13 protein-coding genes and 1 tRNA gene are annotated in these 15,555 nt (G+C 66.6%); 6 read left to right on the top strand and 8 right to left on the bottom strand.

The window, feature by feature from the left end; all coding sequences use genetic code 11:
- Positions 1–6: 6 nt before the first annotated feature.
- Positions 7–474, top strand: a complete 468-nt coding sequence (locus GTZ97_RS14245; protein WP_161651310.1) for a hypothetical protein — start codon at positions 7–9, stop codon at positions 472–474.
- Positions 475–512: 38 nt separating this feature from the next.
- Here the strand turns inward: GTZ97_RS14245 and GTZ97_RS14240 are convergent, their stop codons facing one another.
- Both GTZ97_RS14240 and GTZ97_RS14235 read right to left on the bottom strand, forming a co-directional pair.
- Complete coding sequence (locus tag GTZ97_RS14240) at positions 513–992, bottom strand: DUF456 domain-containing protein (RefSeq protein ID WP_161651309.1); 480 nt, start codon at positions 990–992, stop codon at positions 513–515.
- Positions 993–1,103: 111 nt separating this feature from the next.
- The gene (locus GTZ97_RS14235; RefSeq protein WP_161651308.1) at positions 1,104–1,871 is read right to left on the bottom strand and encodes a sulfite exporter TauE/SafE family protein; all 768 of its coding nucleotides are present in this window, start codon (positions 1,869–1,871) and stop codon (positions 1,104–1,106) included.
- Between the two features lie 73 nt (positions 1,872–1,944).
- On the opposite strand from GTZ97_RS14235, the gene GTZ97_RS14230 reads away from it, so the two are divergent.
- The 3 genes from GTZ97_RS14230 (at position 1,945) to GTZ97_RS14220 (ending at position 4,835) form a co-directional block, all read left to right on the top strand.
- The gene (locus GTZ97_RS14230) at positions 1,945–2,859 is read left to right on the top strand and encodes a LysR family transcriptional regulator (RefSeq protein ID WP_161651307.1); all 915 of its coding nucleotides are present in this window, start codon (positions 1,945–1,947) and stop codon (positions 2,857–2,859) included.
- 129 nt (positions 2,860–2,988) lie between these two features.
- A complete protein-coding gene (locus GTZ97_RS14225) occupies positions 2,989–3,897 on the top strand; it encodes a poly(ethylene terephthalate) hydrolase family protein (protein ID WP_161651306.1) in 909 nt (302 codons plus the stop codon).
- 149 nt (positions 3,898–4,046) lie between these two features.
- Entirely contained in the window at positions 4,047–4,835 is a 789-nt protein-coding gene (locus GTZ97_RS14220; RefSeq protein WP_161651305.1) for a hypothetical protein, read from the top strand.
- On the opposite strand, the gene GTZ97_RS14215 is transcribed toward GTZ97_RS14220, so the two are convergent.
- Entirely contained in the window at positions 4,836–5,069 is a 234-nt protein-coding gene (locus tag GTZ97_RS14215; RefSeq protein ID WP_161651304.1) for a VF530 family protein, read from the bottom strand.
- A gap of 71 nt (positions 5,070–5,140) precedes the next feature.
- Positions 5,141–5,216 (bottom strand) — tRNA-Thr (locus tag GTZ97_RS14210).
- Between the two features lie 215 nt (positions 5,217–5,431).
- Here GTZ97_RS14210 and GTZ97_RS14205 point away from each other — a divergent pair.
- Positions 5,432–6,169: a DUF6748 domain-containing protein gene (locus GTZ97_RS14205; RefSeq protein ID WP_161651303.1), complete on the top strand. Its 738-nt coding sequence runs from the start codon at positions 5,432–5,434 to the stop codon at positions 6,167–6,169.
- Between the two features lie 15 nt (positions 6,170–6,184).
- On the opposite strand, the gene GTZ97_RS14200 is transcribed toward GTZ97_RS14205, so the two are convergent.
- The 4 genes from GTZ97_RS14200 to GTZ97_RS14185 form a co-directional block, all read right to left on the bottom strand.
- Positions 6,185–7,192: a class 1 fructose-bisphosphatase gene (locus tag GTZ97_RS14200; protein WP_161651302.1), complete on the bottom strand. Its 1,008-nt coding sequence runs from the start codon at positions 7,190–7,192 to the stop codon at positions 6,185–6,187.
- Positions 7,193–7,234: 42 nt separating this feature from the next.
- Positions 7,235–9,907: an aminopeptidase N gene (pepN, locus tag GTZ97_RS14195; protein WP_161651301.1), complete on the bottom strand. Its 2,673-nt coding sequence runs from the start codon at positions 9,905–9,907 to the stop codon at positions 7,235–7,237.
- A 43-nt stretch (positions 9,908–9,950) separates the two neighbouring features.
- Positions 9,951–11,055 (bottom strand): peptide chain release factor 2 gene (gene prfB, locus GTZ97_RS14190; protein ID WP_161651300.1). Its coding sequence is split into 2 segments (ribosomal slippage): positions 9,951–10,973 and positions 10,975–11,055, totalling 1,104 coding nucleotides; the frame shifts between segments, so codons are not numbered across the junction.
- A gap of 104 nt (positions 11,056–11,159) precedes the next feature.
- The gene (locus tag GTZ97_RS14185; RefSeq protein WP_161651299.1) at positions 11,160–12,101 is read right to left on the bottom strand and encodes an alpha/beta fold hydrolase; all 942 of its coding nucleotides are present in this window, start codon (positions 12,099–12,101) and stop codon (positions 11,160–11,162) included.
- 183 nt (positions 12,102–12,284) lie between these two features.
- Here GTZ97_RS14185 and GTZ97_RS14180 point away from each other — a divergent pair, with 183 nt between their 5' ends.
- Positions 12,285–15,530, top strand: coding sequence for a sensor domain-containing protein (locus tag GTZ97_RS14180; RefSeq protein WP_161651298.1), 3,246 nt, complete (start codon positions 12,285–12,287; stop codon positions 15,528–15,530).
- The last annotated feature ends 25 nt before the right edge of the window (positions 15,531–15,555 follow it).

Raw genomic sequence — 15,555 nt, 5'->3', positions numbered from 1 at the left:
GCGCGCATGCGCGCACACCCGAGCTCCCACCCGAATCTTCTGGCCTGCCTTCTCGCAGCCGCCCTGCTGAGCGGCTGCGCCCTGCCGCAACTCAGCCAGGATGCCGAGCACCGCGCGCCCAGCCAGAGCTTGTCGGTCGAACTGATCTCCACCGCACATGCCCAACCCTTTTGCCTGCGCCTGCGCCATCAAGACCAGTTCAGGGGCGCATACGGCAAGCAGCAGATCGAAGCCTCGGTCACGGATGGTGGCTGCGACACCGACGGCGCTGCCCGGCGGGTAGATGCGCTGCACGTCAGTTGGCTGCCCCGCTGGCCGGCCAACCGCGAAACGCGCTCGTGTCATGATGCCGAGCGTTGCGCCACCGGCGAGCAACTCGTCGCGCCGGGCCAGCCGCTGGTGTGCGCATCAGCGCGCGCGCGCGTAGGCAACCAGGTGGCCTTCGTGACCACCGACGTCGCCCGCTGCCCCTGAATGCACCCAGGGCTCCGCCCCGAGCACCCGCCGGCCGCTCAGCGCCACCAGGCGAGCGCAAACACGACGATCATCACCAAGGCGACCACGAGCTTCACCGCCGTGGCCGCCACGAAGCCGAGGCCGGCCACGAGGCCCACGCGCGCCGCCGCGCCCACGTCGCGCTGACTGCGCCACTGCCCGGCCGATGCGCCCGCCACCGGCCCCAGAATGAGCCCGGGCAGACCTGCGACAAAACCCAACAGGGCACCTAGCCCAGCGCCTGTTGCCGCCGAGTTCGTGCCGCCTGCGCGTTTGACCAGCACCGCCGCCGCCAGGTAGTCGGCCAACCAGGCCAGGGCCGCCAAACTGCCCAGGGCGAGCACCGTCCAGCCGCTCACACGCTCATAACTGCCCAGCCAGGCCGCGAGCCACAAGCCGCCGAACACAAGCGGTGTACCCGGCAGCAGGGGCAGGATCACGCCCGCCAGCCCCAGCAGCACCATCGCCACCGCTGTGATCGCCAGAATTGTTTCCATCGCGCACCGACCTCTCCGTGTGTTGCTGAATGTGTGCGGATGGTGACGTCAAAACCGTGTCGCGGCAAGCCAAAAGACCCTGTTGCGGGATGGGCCGGCCTGCAGCGGTGTTCAGACCATCCAACCCGCCGTCAGCACCAGCACGGCGCAGAACATGGCCCGGAGCCACGCCTCAGGGAGCCGGTGGGCCAGGGCCACGCCCCAGGAGATGCTGAGCAAGCCGCCGATGGCCAATGGCACGCCTGTGGCCCAGTCCACCTGCCCCGCAGCGGCATAGGTCCAGAGGGCGGCCACCGCGCCCGGTGTCACGGCGGCCAGCGACAACCCTTGCGCCAGCGTCTGACGCTGCACCCGCAGGACCCCGGTCAGCACCGGGGTGGTTACCAGCCCGCCGCCCACAGTGAACAGGCCCGAGAACACGCCACTGAACAGGCCCAGCGGCCCCATCCACACTGGCTGCAGCCGCGCCGGCCCCTGGCCAGCGCGCGTCTGCGCCCGGCGTGCGCCCCATACGATCAGGGGCACCAGGCCGAGCAGGAAGGCGATGAAGGCCACGCGCAGGTGCGCCGCATCCATGGCCACCGCCCAGCGGGCCGTGGCCCAGGCCGACACCATGGCGCACACGCCCATCACAGCCGCTGGCCCCATGGCAATCGGGTTGCGCTGCTTGTAGCGCCAAAAGCCCAGCATCACGTTCGGCACGACCATGACCAGCGCCGTGCCCTGAGCGAGTTGCTGCTCCAACCCGAAGCCCGACGCCAGCGCGGGAATGGCAAACAGCCCGCCGCCGATGCCGAACACACCGCCCACCACGCCGAGCAGCATGCCCAGCGCGAAGTCGACCAGCAAAGCAGCACCATGGTCCAGAAGTAAGTTCATGGAGGCAGTCTAGGCATTGAACCCAACAGTACAATCCGCCTGTATTCAAATCATTCTTGCGTTGAGCTCAACAATGAACGCGATTGCGGACATGGCCTTTTTCGTCACACTGGCGCAGGCGCGTAACCTGTCTGCCGCAGCGCAGGAGCTGGGGCTGTCGACAGCGGCAGTGAGTCGGCGGCTGGCCGCGCTCGAGTCACGACTGGGGGTGCGCCTGCTCAACCGCACCACCCGCCGCGCTGCCCTCACGCACGAAGGCGAGCTGTATCTGGAAGAGGGCCGGCGGCTGCTGGCCGATGTGGACGAGCTGGAGCAGCGCGTCGCGGGCGGGCGCGCCGTGCCGCGGGGGCTGCTCCGGGTCAACGCAGGATTTGGATTCGGGCGCCACTTCATCGCCCCGGCCGTGGCCGAGTTCATCGCCCGCCACCCCGAGGTTGAGGTGCAGCTTCAGCTGACCGACCGCCCGCTGCAACTGGTCGAAGACGGCATCGACGTGTGCATTCGCTTTGGCGAGGTGCCCGACGCGCGCGTCACGTCGCGCTGCCTGGCCCCCAACCGCCGACTGCTGGTCGCCACGCCCGGCTACCTTCAACGTCATGGCGTACCCGACTCGCCGCAGGCGCTGCGCCAGCACCGCTGCATCTTCATCCGCGAACGCGACGAGGTGTTCGGGCAATGGACGCTGCAGCACGGCAACCAGCGAGCGAGCGTGAAGGTGCCCAGCCCCGTGTCGACGAACGACGGCGAGGTGGCCCTGGCCTGGGCACTCAAGGGCCTGGGCATCCTCCAGCGCTCGGAGTGGCACGTTGCCCCTTACCTGCGCTCGGGCCGCCTGCGCGCCGTGCTGCCCGAGTGGCGTTCGCCCAGTGCCGACATCCATGCCGTCTACCCGGCGCGCAAGAACCTGTCGGCCAAGGTGGTGGCCTTTGTCGAGCACCTCAGCGCGCGCTTCGCCCCGCTGCGCGGGCCTGCACCATCGGGCTGGTGAGCGCCGGGTAGCCCACCCGAGGGAAATCGCCAACCGCCAAAGGGAACGATTGGCCGACAGGGCTATGGCGTGACCGTGCCGCGCTCCATAACATGCTGCGTTAAATCATCGCTTCCGGAGCATCCACCCATGCGCACCCGACGACTTGCTCAATGGCTCAGCCCCGCGCGGGCTGCTTTCACCACTGTGGCCCTGGCCGCAGCCTGCCTCTCGGCGCCCGCCATTGCCGCCGACTACGCCAAAGGCCCCGCCCCCACCGTGGCGCTGCTGACTGCGCCGGCTGGCCCGTACCAAACTGCCACATACAAGATCGCCACGGCCGATGCCAAAGCCTTCAACTACGGTGGTGCCACCGTGCATTACCCGGTGGCCAAGGCCCCGGGCGAGACCTTTGGCGTCGTGGTCATGGTGCCGGGCTTCCTGGCCTTCCAGGCCGTGTACGACTGGCTGGTCAGCCGTGTGGCATCGCATGGCTTTGTCGTGGTCAACATGGACACGGTCGGCCGCGGTGACTACCCCGACGAGCGCGCAGAACAGGCAGCGGGCGCCCTGCGGCATGTGGTCTCCCTCGCGCAGGGCGGCACGGCGCCTTACGCGCCCGTGGCCGACACGTCACGCCGGGCCGTCATGGGCAACTCCATGGGAGGCGGCGCCTCGTTGAGCGCCGCCGTGGCCGACCCCACGCTCAAGGCCGTGGTCGCGCTGCAGCCGTGGCACACCACCAAGAGCTTCACTGGCGTGGCCTCGCCCACCCTGGTCGTGGCGTGCGAGAAAGACAGCATCGCGCCAAACAAGTCCCACTCGGACGTGTTCTACAACAGCCTGAGCGCCGCCCTGCCGCGCGCCGAGATCGAAATGCGTGGCGCGGGCCACCTGTGCGCCACCTTCCTGGCCACAGCGGCACAGAAGACCACCATGGCCAAATCGTCGGTGGCCTGGCTCAAGCGCTTCCTCGACAACGACATGCGCTACGACGCCATGGTCAAAGGCGGCATCGACCAGGGCGAGTTCAGCCGTTTCGTGGTCCAGGGCTTCTAACCATTTGGACGGGATAAGGCGCGTCAGTTCGCCCCCCAAGGTCAGGGGGCGAAGCCGCTCTGCAAACACCTCTCTGTGGATCATGTGCACGTGTCGCCGGCGACGTTCGGCGGCCGTTTGCACAAGACCGATGTTCAGAGAGGATCACCATGCGTCATACCCTGGCGGGCCACGCCCTGGCCCTGACAACCCTGTCACTGCTGCTGACCGCCTGTGGCGGTGGTGGTGGCAGCAGCGGCGACACCGCGCTCAACCCGCCCAGTGAGAATCTGCAGGGCATCTACACAGGCCGCTCCAACAATCCGGATGAGCCCGACTTCGACCTGCTCGTGCTGGAAGACGGCAGCCTGTGGGCGATTTACGGCACGCGCTTCAACAATGCGCTGTTGGTGACCGGCTTTGTGCAGGGCGATGCAAGCTTCAAGGACGGCAAGGTCAACTCGAGCAACATCCGGGATTACGGGTTTGTGCCGTCCGAGGGCGCACGTCTGACCGGCACCTACACCGACGCCGTCGCACCCACGGTGAGCGGCCAGTTGCGCTACAACAGCGGCACGGTGAGCTTTACTGCTCAGGCCAACACCGCAGCGGCCGAGGGCTACAACACACCTGCCCGCATTGCTGACATCAGCGGCCCGTGGACGCTGGATCTCACCAGCGGCGAGCGCACCAGCATCAACATCAGCGCGGTCGGCGTGATCGCGGGCAGTGGCACCAGCGGCTGTGCGTTCACAGGCCAGGCCACTCCACGCCCTGGCGGAAAGAACGTGTTCAACGTCTCCATCGTCTTCGCCAACGACAGCCGCTGCGCGCTGCCCGGCCAGACGGGAACCGGTGTGGGCATCTCGTATCAGCTCGCCGATGCGCGCCGACAGCTCATTGTGCTGCTTGAGAGCAGCACACGGGAGAAGGGCGTGGGCGCGTTCGGGGTGCGGTGATCAAGGGCCATGGCGCTGGGTGGCGAAGGTCGCCACGTACAGCGCTTCCACCTGCTCGCGCGCCCAAGGCGTCTTACGCAGAAAGGTCAGGCTGGATTTCACCGACGGGTTGCTGTGAAAGCAGTTGATGCGGATACGCCGCGCCATGCCGTCCCAGCCATAGTGATCCACCAGACGAACAATGACCGCCTCGAGCGTGACGCCATGCAGGGGGTTGTTGGGTTGTTCGCGCATGCAGCCTCCGCGACGGGCGGACCAGAAACGACAAAGCCCCGCAGCGCTGCGAGGCTTTGTCTGGATTCAGATGGTGCCGGTGAAAGGAATCGAACCCTCGACCTTCTCATTACGAATGAGCTGCTCTACCGACTGAGCTACACCGGCACACGTGGTGCAAGCGAACCGCTTGCTGCACAGCCCGCAATCATACCCGGTTTCGCACGGTCTTTTCCAAGAGGCGTGGCCCCGCGGGGCGACGGCAACACCGCAACGCTTACAGCCAGAGACGCCTCTCACCGATCTGAGACCTGCGCGGCACATGACGCCGCCCGCGCGACGGCGTAATCTTCCAGCCACACACACTCACGCTGGAGGACACCATGTTCCACATTCGCACCGTTCTGGCCCTCGCCACCATCGCACTCAGCGCATCGTCGCACGCACAAGGCACCGCTGCCGCGCAGACCGAACCCGCTTACCTGCCCACCGCCGTGAGCGCACAGGTCGAGCCGTATTTCATCGTCACGCGCATCGACGGGCGCAAGTGCGCCTATCCGATGTGTGGCGGCTACTTCGTGAAGGCGGTGAACAAGGCCACGACACGCTGTGCCGACGGCAGGCTGGCCAAAGAGTGCCACGCCGTCGAACTCGATACGCGCGCCCTTGGCTGGAACGATGCGCAGCGCGCCACCTTCGAGCGCGCTTTCAGCGAGGGCAAGGCCCTGGTGAAGGGCGCGCTGACGCAACAACCCCTTGGGCACAGCACCGGCAATGTGTTGCGCGTGAGCGAAGCCTGGCAAGGCCAGAGCGGCCACAAGCGGCCGCTCGGCACCTTCTACAGCTTGAAGAACAACGGCATTGTCTGCATCCAGGCACCGTGCCCGGCGTTCAGCCTGAGCCAGCTGAACCGCCCGGCCCGCGAGCGCACCATCGACATGCCGGATTTCAGCCTGTCGGGCGCGACGGAAGAAGCCATCCAGGCGGCCTGGGTGGCGCTGGAGCAGGCGCCCATCCTGGCAGTGGGCGTCGTGGTGCCTTTCCCGGCAGGTGGCCTGCAGGGCACGGTATACGGGCAGAAACTGCTGACCAGCGAGTTCTACCTGCCCGCCAAGCCCTGAGGCCTCAGCGCGCGTTCACTGCGCTTCGCGGTGGTAGGCCGTCACGCGCTCGACCTCGTTCTTCGAGCCGAGCACGACGGCCACACGCTCGTGAAGCTGCGTGGGCTGCAACTCCATGATGCGCTGCAGGCCGTTGGTGGCGGCGCCACCGGCCTGCTCCACCAGGAAGCCCATGGGGTTGGCTTCGTACATCAGGCGCAGCTTGCCCGGCTTGTTGGGCTCGCGCTTGTCCCAGGGGTACATGAAGATGCCGCCACGGGTCAGGATGCGGTGCACGTCGGCCACCATCGAGGCGATCCAGCGCATGTTGAAGTCCTTGCCGCGCGGGCCTTCCTTGCCGGCCAGACATTCGTCGATGTAGCGCTTCACAGGCGGGGCCCAGTGGCGCATGTTCGACATGTTGATGGCGAACTCCTTCGTGTCCTCGGGGATGCGCACATTGTCTTCGGTCATCACCCACGAGCCCTGCTCGCGGTCCAGCGTGAACATCACGACACCGCGGCCCACGGTGAGCACCAGCGTGGTCTGCGGGCCGTAGACGCAGTAACCGGCCGCCACCTGGGCAGTGCCGGGCTGCAAAAAGCTCTCGTTGGTGACCTCGGCGCCGTCCTGGTGCTTGAGCACCGAGAAGATGGTGCCGATGCTGACGTTGACGTCGATGTTGCTCGAGCCGTCCAGGGGGTCGAACAGCAGCAGGTATTCACCTTGCGGGTAGCGGTGGGGCACCGCGTGCATGTCGTCCATCTCTTCGGAGGCCATGCCGGCGAGGTGGCCACCCCACTCGTTGGCCTCGATGAGCACCTCGTTGGCGATCACGTCGAGCTTCTTCTGCACTTCGCCCTGCACGTTCTCGCTGCCGGCCGTGCCCAGGACGTCGCCCAGCGCACCCTTGTTGACGTTGATGGCGATGCGCTTGCAGGCGCGGGCCACCACTTCGATGAGCAGGCGCAGTTGCGCGGGGATCTGCGCCTCGCCGCGCTGCTGTTCGATCAGGTACTGCGTGAGGCTGATGCGTTTGGTCATGATGAAAGATCCAGAGGTTGAAAATCAGGGGCAGCGACGGCCTCAGTCCTGCAGCGCGCGCGAGACGATCTCACGCACGTCGTCCGACAGCTCGGTGCGCGCAGCCACGCGGCTGAGCGCCTCGCGGGCGGCCGTGCGGTAGGGCTCGGCCAGGCGACGCCAGTGATCCATGGCGCGGGCCAGGCGGGCCGCCAGCTGCGGGTTGATCGCGTCAATCTCGATCACGCGGTCGGCCCAGAACACATAGCCTGCCGCATCAGTGCGGTGGAAGGCGGCCGGGTTGTTCTGACACAGCGCCATCAGCAGACTACGTGCGCGATTGGGCGTGCGCAGTGTGAAGTCGGGGTGTTGGGTGAGCGTCCGCGCGCGAGCAAACACCTTGCCGCCCTGCTCGGGCGCCATCGCCTGCAGCGCGAACCACTTGTCGATGACCAGGGCCTCGTCCTTGAACTGGGCGTGGAAGCGCTCCAGCGCGGGCGTGGCCAGTTCGGCGTGGGCGTTGACCAGTGCGGACAGGGCCCCCAGCCGGTCGGTCATGTTGCCGGCATCCTTGAAGCGCTGGAAGGCCTTGCCCGGCCAGATGGGGTTCTGGCGGATGCTGCCATCGAGCACCAGCATGCTCAGCGCCAGGTTGGCCAGCGCCCGGCGGCCCGCGCTGACCGGATCGGGCGAGTAGGCGCCCAGTTCGGCGTGCGTCTCGTAGGCCCACACCCAGTCTTCATGCAGCGCATGGGCGAGTTGCAGCTTGAGGCTTTCGCGCACAGCGTGGATGCGCTGGGGGTCGACCACATCGAGCTGCTCGGCCACGTAGGCTTCGCTGGGCAGCGTGAGCACCAGCTCCTTGAAAGCGGCGTCCAGCTCGGGATGGCGCAGCACGGCGCGCAGGGCCCCAACCAAACGGGCGTCCATCTCGATGTGCCCCTCACCCTTGACCGCATTGAGCATGCGACGCAGCACGAGGCGCTGGCCAGCTTCCCAACGGTTGAAGGGGTCGAGGTCGTGGCTGAGCAGGGTGAACAGCGCATCGTCGCCCAACTCGGCTTCCAGCACCACCGGGGCCGAGAAGCCACGCAGCAGCGAGGGCACGGGCTCGGTGGGCACATGCACGAAGGTGAAGGTCTGGGTGGGCTCGGCCAGCACCAGCACGGTGTCATGGCCCAGCGGGTCGAGGTGACCTTCGAGCTGCAGGTTGAGGTTGCGGCCGTCATGCGCCACGAGGCCCATGGCCACGGGGATCACGAAGGGCGCCTTCTCGGGCTGACCAGGCGTGGGCGCGCAGCTTTGCGTCAGCGTCAGGGTGTAAGCCTGGTTGGCCGCGTCGTACACGCCGTGGGCCTGCACGCGGGGCGTGCCGGCCTGACCATACCAGCGCTTGAACTGATCGAGCCGCTTGGCCAGTTCGCTGTCGGGGTTGGCGTCGGCAATGGCCTGCGCAAAGTCGTCGCAGGTCACGGCGTGGCCGTCGTGACGCTGGAAGTACAACGCCATGCCCTTGCGGAAGCCGGCATCGCCCACCAGCGTGTGCATCATGCGCACCACCTCCGAGCCCTTTTCATAGACGGTGGCGGTGTAGAAGTTGTCAATGGCCAGGTAGCTGTCGGGGCGCACCGGGTGGGCCATGGGGCCCGCATCCTCGGGGAACTGCAGCTGGCGCAGCGTGCGCACGTCTTCAATGCGCTTGACGGCCCGCGCGCTGGGGCTGCCGGCCATGTCCTGGCTGAATTGCTGGTCGCGGAACACCGTGAGGCCTTCCTTGAGCGACAGCTGGAACCAGTCGCGGCAGGTGACGCGGTTGCCCGTCCAGTTGTGGAAGTACTCGTGGGCGACCACGCTTTCGACGTTGCCAAAGTCGACGTCGGTGGCGGTGGCCGGGTTGGCCAGCACGAACTTGGTGTTGAAGATGTTCAACCCCTTGTTCTCCATGGCGCCCATGTTGAAGTCGCTGACCGCGACGATCATGAAACGCTCCAGGTCGAGGCTCAGACCGTACTTCGCTTCGTCCCAGGCGATGGACGCGATCAGCGAGTTCATCGCGTGTTCGGTCTTGTCCAGATCACCGGCGCGCACATAGATCTGCAGCAGGTGTTCGTGGCCCGCACGTGTGCGAATGCGCTGTTCGCGGCGCACCAGGTTGGCCGCGACCAGGGCGAACAGGTAGCAGGGCTTGGGATGCGGGTCGACCCACACGGCAAAGTGCTTGCCGCCTTCGAGCTCGCCTTCTTCCACCAGGTTGCCGTTGGACAGCAGCGCCGGGTACTTCGTCTTGTCGGCCTTGAGGGTGACCTTGAAGGTGGCCATCACATCGGGGCGATCCAGGAAGTAGGTGATGCGGCGGAAGCCCAGCGCCTCGCACTGTGTGAAGAAACCGCCGCTGCTGGTGTACAGGCCAGACAGTTGCGTGTTCTTCTCGGGCGCGCAGGTCGTGCGGATCTCCAGCGTAAAAGGCTGCTGGGGCAGCTTGTCGAGCACCAGCTGCTGGTTCTCGAAACGAAAGGACACCGGCTCGCCATCAACCAGCACGCGGCTGAGGTTGATGTCTTCGCCGTCCAGACGCAGCGGTGCGCCGGCCTGGGCTGGATTGGGCTCCAGGGTCATCCTGTTGATGACCAGGGTCTTGGCCGGGTCGAGGTCGAAGCTCAGGTCGACCGTCTTGATCCAGTAGGCAGGCGGCGCGTAGTCTTCGCGGCGCACCAGAGGGGCAGTCCCTTCACGCATGGCAATCCCTTGTGTGGTCCCTTGCGGGGTCAGGTCAATCGGATCAGATGCCTTGTTTCAGGCTGGCCTCGATGAACTGATCGAGGTCGCCGTCCAGCACCTTCTGAGTGTTCGAAATTTCAACGTTGGTGCGCAGGTCCTTGATGCGCGACTGGTCGAGCACGTACGAACGGATCTGGTGACCCCAGCCCACGTCGGTCTTGGTCTCTTCCAGCTTTTGCTGCGCCTCCATGCGCTTGCGCATTTCATGGTCGTACAGACGCGAGCGCAGGCGGCGCCAGGCCACGTCCCGGTTGCTGTGCTGCGAGCGGCTGTCCTGGCACTGCACCACGATGCCCGTGGGAATGTGGGTCAGGCGCACGGCCGAGTCGGTCTTGTTGATGTGCTGACCACCCGCGCCCGACGCGCGGTAGGTGTCGGTGCGCACGTCGGCCGGGTTGATGTCGATTTCGATCGAGTCGTCGATTTCGGGGTAGACGAAGACCGACGCAAACGAGGTGTGGCGGCCGCCGGAGGAGTCGAACGGCGATTTGCGCACCAGGCGATGCACCCCGGTCTCGGTGCGCAGGAAGCCGAACGCATAGTCGCCCTCGACCTTGATCGTGGCGCTCTTGATGCCGGCCGTGTCGCCCGGCGTTTCGTCTTCGACGTCAGCCTTGAAGCCCTTGCGCTCGCAATACCGGAGGTACTGGCGCAGCAGCATCGAGGCCCAGTCACAGGCCTCGGTGCCGCCCGCGCCGGCCTGGATGTCGATGAAGCAGTTGCTCGGGTCAGCGGGGTTGCTGAACATCCGGCGGAACTCCAGCCCCTCGACGTCCTTGGTGAGTTCGGCTACGTCGTCGGCAATGGACTGCAGGCCGGCTTCGTCGCCCTCTTCCCTGGACATCTCGAACAGTTCGCCGTTGTCCGACAGGCTGCTGGTCAGGCGGTCGATCACGACCACCACGTCTTCCAGCGATTTCTTTTCCTTGCCCAGGGCTTGCGCACGCTTGGGATCGTTCCAGACGGCGGGGTCTTCCAGCTCGGCGTTCACCTCGGCCAGGCGGCGGGATTTCTCATCCCAGTTAAAGATACCTCCGAAGGTCGTCGGTCCGCGCCTTCAGGTCGGCGATGTTGGCGCCCAGCGCGTTGATCAGTTCGATGTCCATGTGAATCCTGCTCGGTGTGCGTGTCGGGGGAGCGCGCGCGGGGCCCGCTCAAGGCAAAAAGGCCCGGCTGTCGGTGACAGGAGCCTTTCGATGGGGTTATTTTCTCATGCGCCAGCGGGCGTGAGGAAGTCCGCCAGACAGGCCGCCAGCGCCTCGGGCTGGTCATGATGGAGCATGTGCCCTGCATCCGACAAGGTCCGCATGCGGAAATCAGGCACCAGCGCCACGCGCGACAGAAACTCGTCGCGGTCGTACTTGCCACCAAAGAACAGGAAGTACAGCGTCTCGGCACCCTCGACGAACAGCACCGGGCAGCTGATGCGCGCCAGGAATGCGCGGACCTCTTCGACGCGGTACAAAAACGGCTGAGGGCGCTTGTGGGCCGCGTCGGCATTGATCACCCAGCGTCCGCCTTCCTCGCGGGCCCAGTGCCCTGCCAGCCACAGTGCAAAGCTGTCGCGCAGGCGCGGGTTGTTGCCCTGTAGCCGCTTGCCCACCTCGGCCTGCGTGGCGTAATCCTTCAGGCGCACGGGCTCCTTCAGTTCGTCGAGCCACTTGATGTAGCGCTCGGGCGCCTCGTCCGGCGTGGTGGCCGGCATGCCGAACCCCTCCAAGTTGACCAGCTTGCGGATGCGCTGCGAGCGCACACCCGCGTACAGCATCACCACGTTGCCGCCCATGCTGTGGCCCAGCAGGTCGACTGGCTGCCCCGGCGAGAGCGCATCGAGGATGGCGTCCAGATCGCCGAGGTAATCCGCAAAGAAGTAGCAATCGGTGCCCGGCGGCGGGGTGGTGCCGCCGAAGCCGCGCCAGTCCAGCGCCACGATGGGCCGGTTGCCCCAGCCCGGTTGCTGGCGAAGGGCATCGACCATGAACTGGAAGGAGGCCGCCACGTCCATCCAGCCGTGCACCATGACCAACAACGGTTGTTCGGCAGTAGCCTGCGCCAGGTCGCCCCAGCACAGCAGGTGGTAGGTCAACCCGCGTACGCGCAGCTCGCGGGACTGTGCCGGCCAGACCGGCTCATAGGGTTTCACATCAGACATGAATGCTCGGTGTTGCACGCAGTGCGTGAATTAATGCCAGGCCACCGACCTCCCGATGAGGGGGGTGCGCGACACGGGGGCGTCACATCATCGCCGATCCTTTGTTTTTTCACCTAAGCTCTGCGGCTTGTCGTCTGCTCACCCCGATTGCTGCCTCGCGGCCGTGCCACTGACCCACCCACTGTGACCGCCCTGCCCCGCCCTCCTGCCGACACCACAGCCACCGCTGTGCCGCTGAGCATTCCCGCCCTGGGCCGCTTCGGCCCGCTTGCGCTGTGCCTGGCCGCGCTGGCAGTGCTCAGCATGGGGCTGATCGCGTGGTCGCACTTGGGCTGGCGCAACCTGCAGGAGCGGGCCCATGTGTTCGACACCGACCTGAGTTCGGTGCAATTCCGCGTCCATCGCAGCCATTGGGTGGTCGAGGAATCGTTGCGCCGAGGCACCACAGCGCCGGCTGACGCGGTGGTGCTGCGGCCACTCGACGAAGCCGATGCCGTGGCCAGCCGACTGGCCGGCACGGCCTCACCCGCCATGCAGGCCGAGCTCGACCGGTGGGCCGCTCGCCTTCGCGCGGCCGAACACCTTGTGCTGCGCCGCTGGCGCGAACCCGATGCCGTGCCCGAAACCGCTGTGCGCGACGCGCTGACACAGCTCGATCTGGCGGGCGTGTCGGTTGGCCAAGCCTGGCAAGGCGAGTTGGAACGCGCCCGACTCGCGCAGAACCGGCTGGACAAGCTCAACATGGCCCTCGTGGGCGGCACCACCTTGCTGTTGCTGTGGCTCATGTGGCGTGCCCACCGCCAGCGCGACGCGGCCGTGAACGCGCTGCGCAACCGCGAGGCTCAGCTGCGCGCCTTCGCCGAGGTGCTGCCCGATCTGGCCTTCCGCATGGACGGCGAAGGGCGCTACCTCGACATCTACGGCAACAACCTGCCTTTGCTGGGCGTGCCGCCCGAGTCCTGGATCGGCCGACGCCTGCACGATCTCTTTCCCGCCGAGATCACGCAGCGCTTCATGGGAACCCTGACCCAGGCGCTGACCAGCAAGCACACCCAGTCATCCACCTTCTCGTTGGAGATCCGCGGCGAGTTGCGCCATTTCGACAGCCGCTGCGCCCCGATCGGCGACGAGAACCAGGTCGTCTGGATGGTGTGGGACATCACCGCCCGCCGCCAGACCGAGCGCCGTCTGCGCCGCAAGACACGGATGTATGACTTCCTCAGCCACGTCAACCAGGCCATCGTGCGCTCAGACGCGCTGGAGGCGCTGCTGCCGCGTGTTTGCCAGGTGGCGGTGGACCATGGTCAGTTCCGCAAAGCGTGGGTGGCGCTGTTCGAGCCTCAGCCGCTTGGGCACGGTCAGGCCACCTTGCGTCTGAGCTGCGTGGCGCAGGCGGGCGACCCGCAGCCGGGTCTGCACACGCTGAGCTTCGACTTGCTGAACACGCCGGCTGAAGAGGCCGTGCTGGACCGCTGCCTGCGCGAGGGCCGCACTTACCGAACGGCCGACCTGGGCACCGAGCCGCTGCGCCCCACGTGGTGCGACGAGGCAATTGCCAGCGGTACTCCCGGCTGCGTGGTCGTGCCGCTGCAACAGGATCAGACCCTGATCGGCCACCTCATCTTGCTGGGCCGACGGGTGGACGACACCGATGCCGACGAGCTCGGCCTGTTCGAAGACCTCTCCAACGACCTGTCGTTTGCGCTGACCACGCTGCACCGGGAAGAGTTGCGCAGCCATGCCGAGCAGCGCATCCGCCTGCACGCCGCAGCGCTGGAGAGTTCGCGCGACGGCATGATGGTGCTCAGCCGCGACCGCAAGTTGGTGTCCATCAACCCGGCCTTCACCACGCTGACAGGCTATGCCGAAGGCGAAGTGATTGGCCGCACGCCCGAGTTCCTGGTGCCCGACCATCCTGAAGACACCATCGAGACCATGCGGCGCGATGTGATCGCGCAGGGTACCTGGCAGGGCGAGTTGTGGTTCCAGCGCAAGTCGGGTGAGCTGTTCATGACCAAGCTGTCGGTCAGTGCCGTGCGCAGCCAGCACGGCCGGCCCACCCACTTCGTTGGTGTGTTCACCGACATCACCCAGCTCAAGCAGACCGAAGAGCGCCTGGCCCGCATGGCGCATTACGACACGCTCACTGAGCTGCCCAACCGCCTGATGATCCACCAGCGGCTGGCCCATGCGGTCAACCTGGCGCAGCGCCATCACACGCTGGTGGGCGTGGTGTTCATCGATCTGGACAACTTCAAGACCGTCAACGACGGCCTGGGCCATGCCGCCGGCGACAGCCTGTTGCGTCAGGTGGCCCACCGCCTGCGCCAGCGCGTGCGCCAGGAAGACACCCTGGGCCGCCTGGGCGGCGACGAGTTCATCCTGGTGCTGGAGCACCTGCGCCACCCCCAGCAGGCCGCGCATGTGGCCTCGGCCATCCTCGACACACTCGGCCAGCCTTTCACGCTGGACGGCGGCCAGGAGGTGTATGTGCGCGCCTCGATCGGCATCGCCATGTTCCCGGAAGACGGGCGAGACGCAGCCGAGCTGGTGCGCAATGCCGATGCGGCGATGTACGAATCCAAGCGCAGGGGCCGCAACAGCTTCAGCTTCTACACCTCGGCTTTCACCAGCGACGCCAATTCCCGTCTGCAGCTGGAAACCCGTCTGCGCCGCGCCGTGGAGTTGGGCGAGTTCGTCCTGCACTACCAGCCCATGGTCCGCGTGTCCGACCACCGCGTCGTCGCGGTTGAAGCGCTGGTGCGCCTGAAGGCGCCTGAAGGCAGCGATGCCCCCACCTCGTCCATCAGCCCCAACGAGTTCATCCCCGTCATGGAAGACACCGGCATGATCGTGGCGCTGGGCGACTGGGTGCTCAGCGAGGCCTGTCGCCAGGGCCGCGCTTGGCTGGATGCCGGGCTGGACTTCGGGCGCATCGCCGTCAACGTCTCGCCCAGCGAGATCCGTCGCGGCGGGGTGATCGAGCGGCTGTCGCGCATCCTGGCCGAAACCGGCCTGCCCGCCAGCCACCTGGAGCTGGAGATCACCGAAAGTGGGCTGATGGAATCGGGGCCCGCGGCCGAGGCTTTCCTGCAGACCGTGCATGCCCTGGGCGTGTACCTGACCATCGACGACTTCGGCACGGGCTACTCGTCGTTGGCCTACCTCAAGCGCTTCCCTGTCCACCAGCTCAAGATCGACCGCAGTTTCATCCAGGACCTGCCCGGCCACGACAGCGACAACCAGCTGGTCAGCACCATGATCGCCATGGCCCACGGTCTGCGCCTGCATGTCGTGGCCGAAGGCGTCGAAATGCCCGACCAGGAGGCCTTCCTGGCCGCCCATGGCTGCGACGTCGCCCAAGGCTACCTGTACGGGCGCCCCATGCCGGCCGACCAGGTCGCACCCCTGCTGAAGGGCCCGGACTGAAGGCGTGGCGTGCGGCGCAAACGGG

The organism is Aquabacterium fontiphilum, from assembly GCF_009909205.1.
GTDB classification, from domain to species: Bacteria; Pseudomonadota; Gammaproteobacteria; order Burkholderiales; family Burkholderiaceae_C; genus Aquabacterium; species Aquabacterium fontiphilum.
This window is presented reverse-complemented; position numbering and strand designations above follow the sequence as displayed.

Excerpts from the sequence above, each read along its gene's own strand:
- GTZ97_RS14245 (WP_161651310.1), top strand. The coding sequence starts at position 7 with ATGCGCGCACACCCGAGCTCCCACCCGAATCTTCTGGCCTGCCTTCTC.
- GTZ97_RS14240 (WP_161651309.1), bottom strand. The coding sequence starts at position 992 with ATGGAAACAATTCTGGCGATCACAGCGGTGGCGATGGTGCTGCTGGGG.
- GTZ97_RS14235 (WP_161651308.1), bottom strand. The coding sequence starts at position 1,871 with ATGAACTTACTTCTGGACCATGGTGCTGCTTTGCTGGTCGACTTCGCG.
- GTZ97_RS14230 (WP_161651307.1), top strand. The coding sequence starts at position 1,945 with ATGAACGCGATTGCGGACATGGCCTTTTTCGTCACACTGGCGCAGGCG.
- GTZ97_RS14225 (WP_161651306.1), top strand. The coding sequence starts at position 2,989 with ATGCGCACCCGACGACTTGCTCAATGGCTCAGCCCCGCGCGGGCTGCT.
- GTZ97_RS14220 (WP_161651305.1), top strand. The coding sequence starts at position 4,047 with ATGCGTCATACCCTGGCGGGCCACGCCCTGGCCCTGACAACCCTGTCA.
- GTZ97_RS14215 (WP_161651304.1), bottom strand. The coding sequence starts at position 5,069 with ATGCGCGAACAACCCAACAACCCCCTGCATGGCGTCACGCTCGAGGCG.
- GTZ97_RS14205 (WP_161651303.1), top strand. The coding sequence starts at position 5,432 with ATGTTCCACATTCGCACCGTTCTGGCCCTCGCCACCATCGCACTCAGC.
- GTZ97_RS14200 (WP_161651302.1), bottom strand. The coding sequence starts at position 7,192 with ATGACCAAACGCATCAGCCTCACGCAGTACCTGATCGAACAGCAGCGC.
- pepN (WP_161651301.1), bottom strand. The coding sequence starts at position 9,907 with ATGCGTGAAGGGACTGCCCCTCTGGTGCGCCGCGAAGACTACGCGCCG.
- GTZ97_RS14185 (WP_161651299.1), bottom strand. The coding sequence starts at position 12,101 with ATGTCTGATGTGAAACCCTATGAGCCGGTCTGGCCGGCACAGTCCCGC.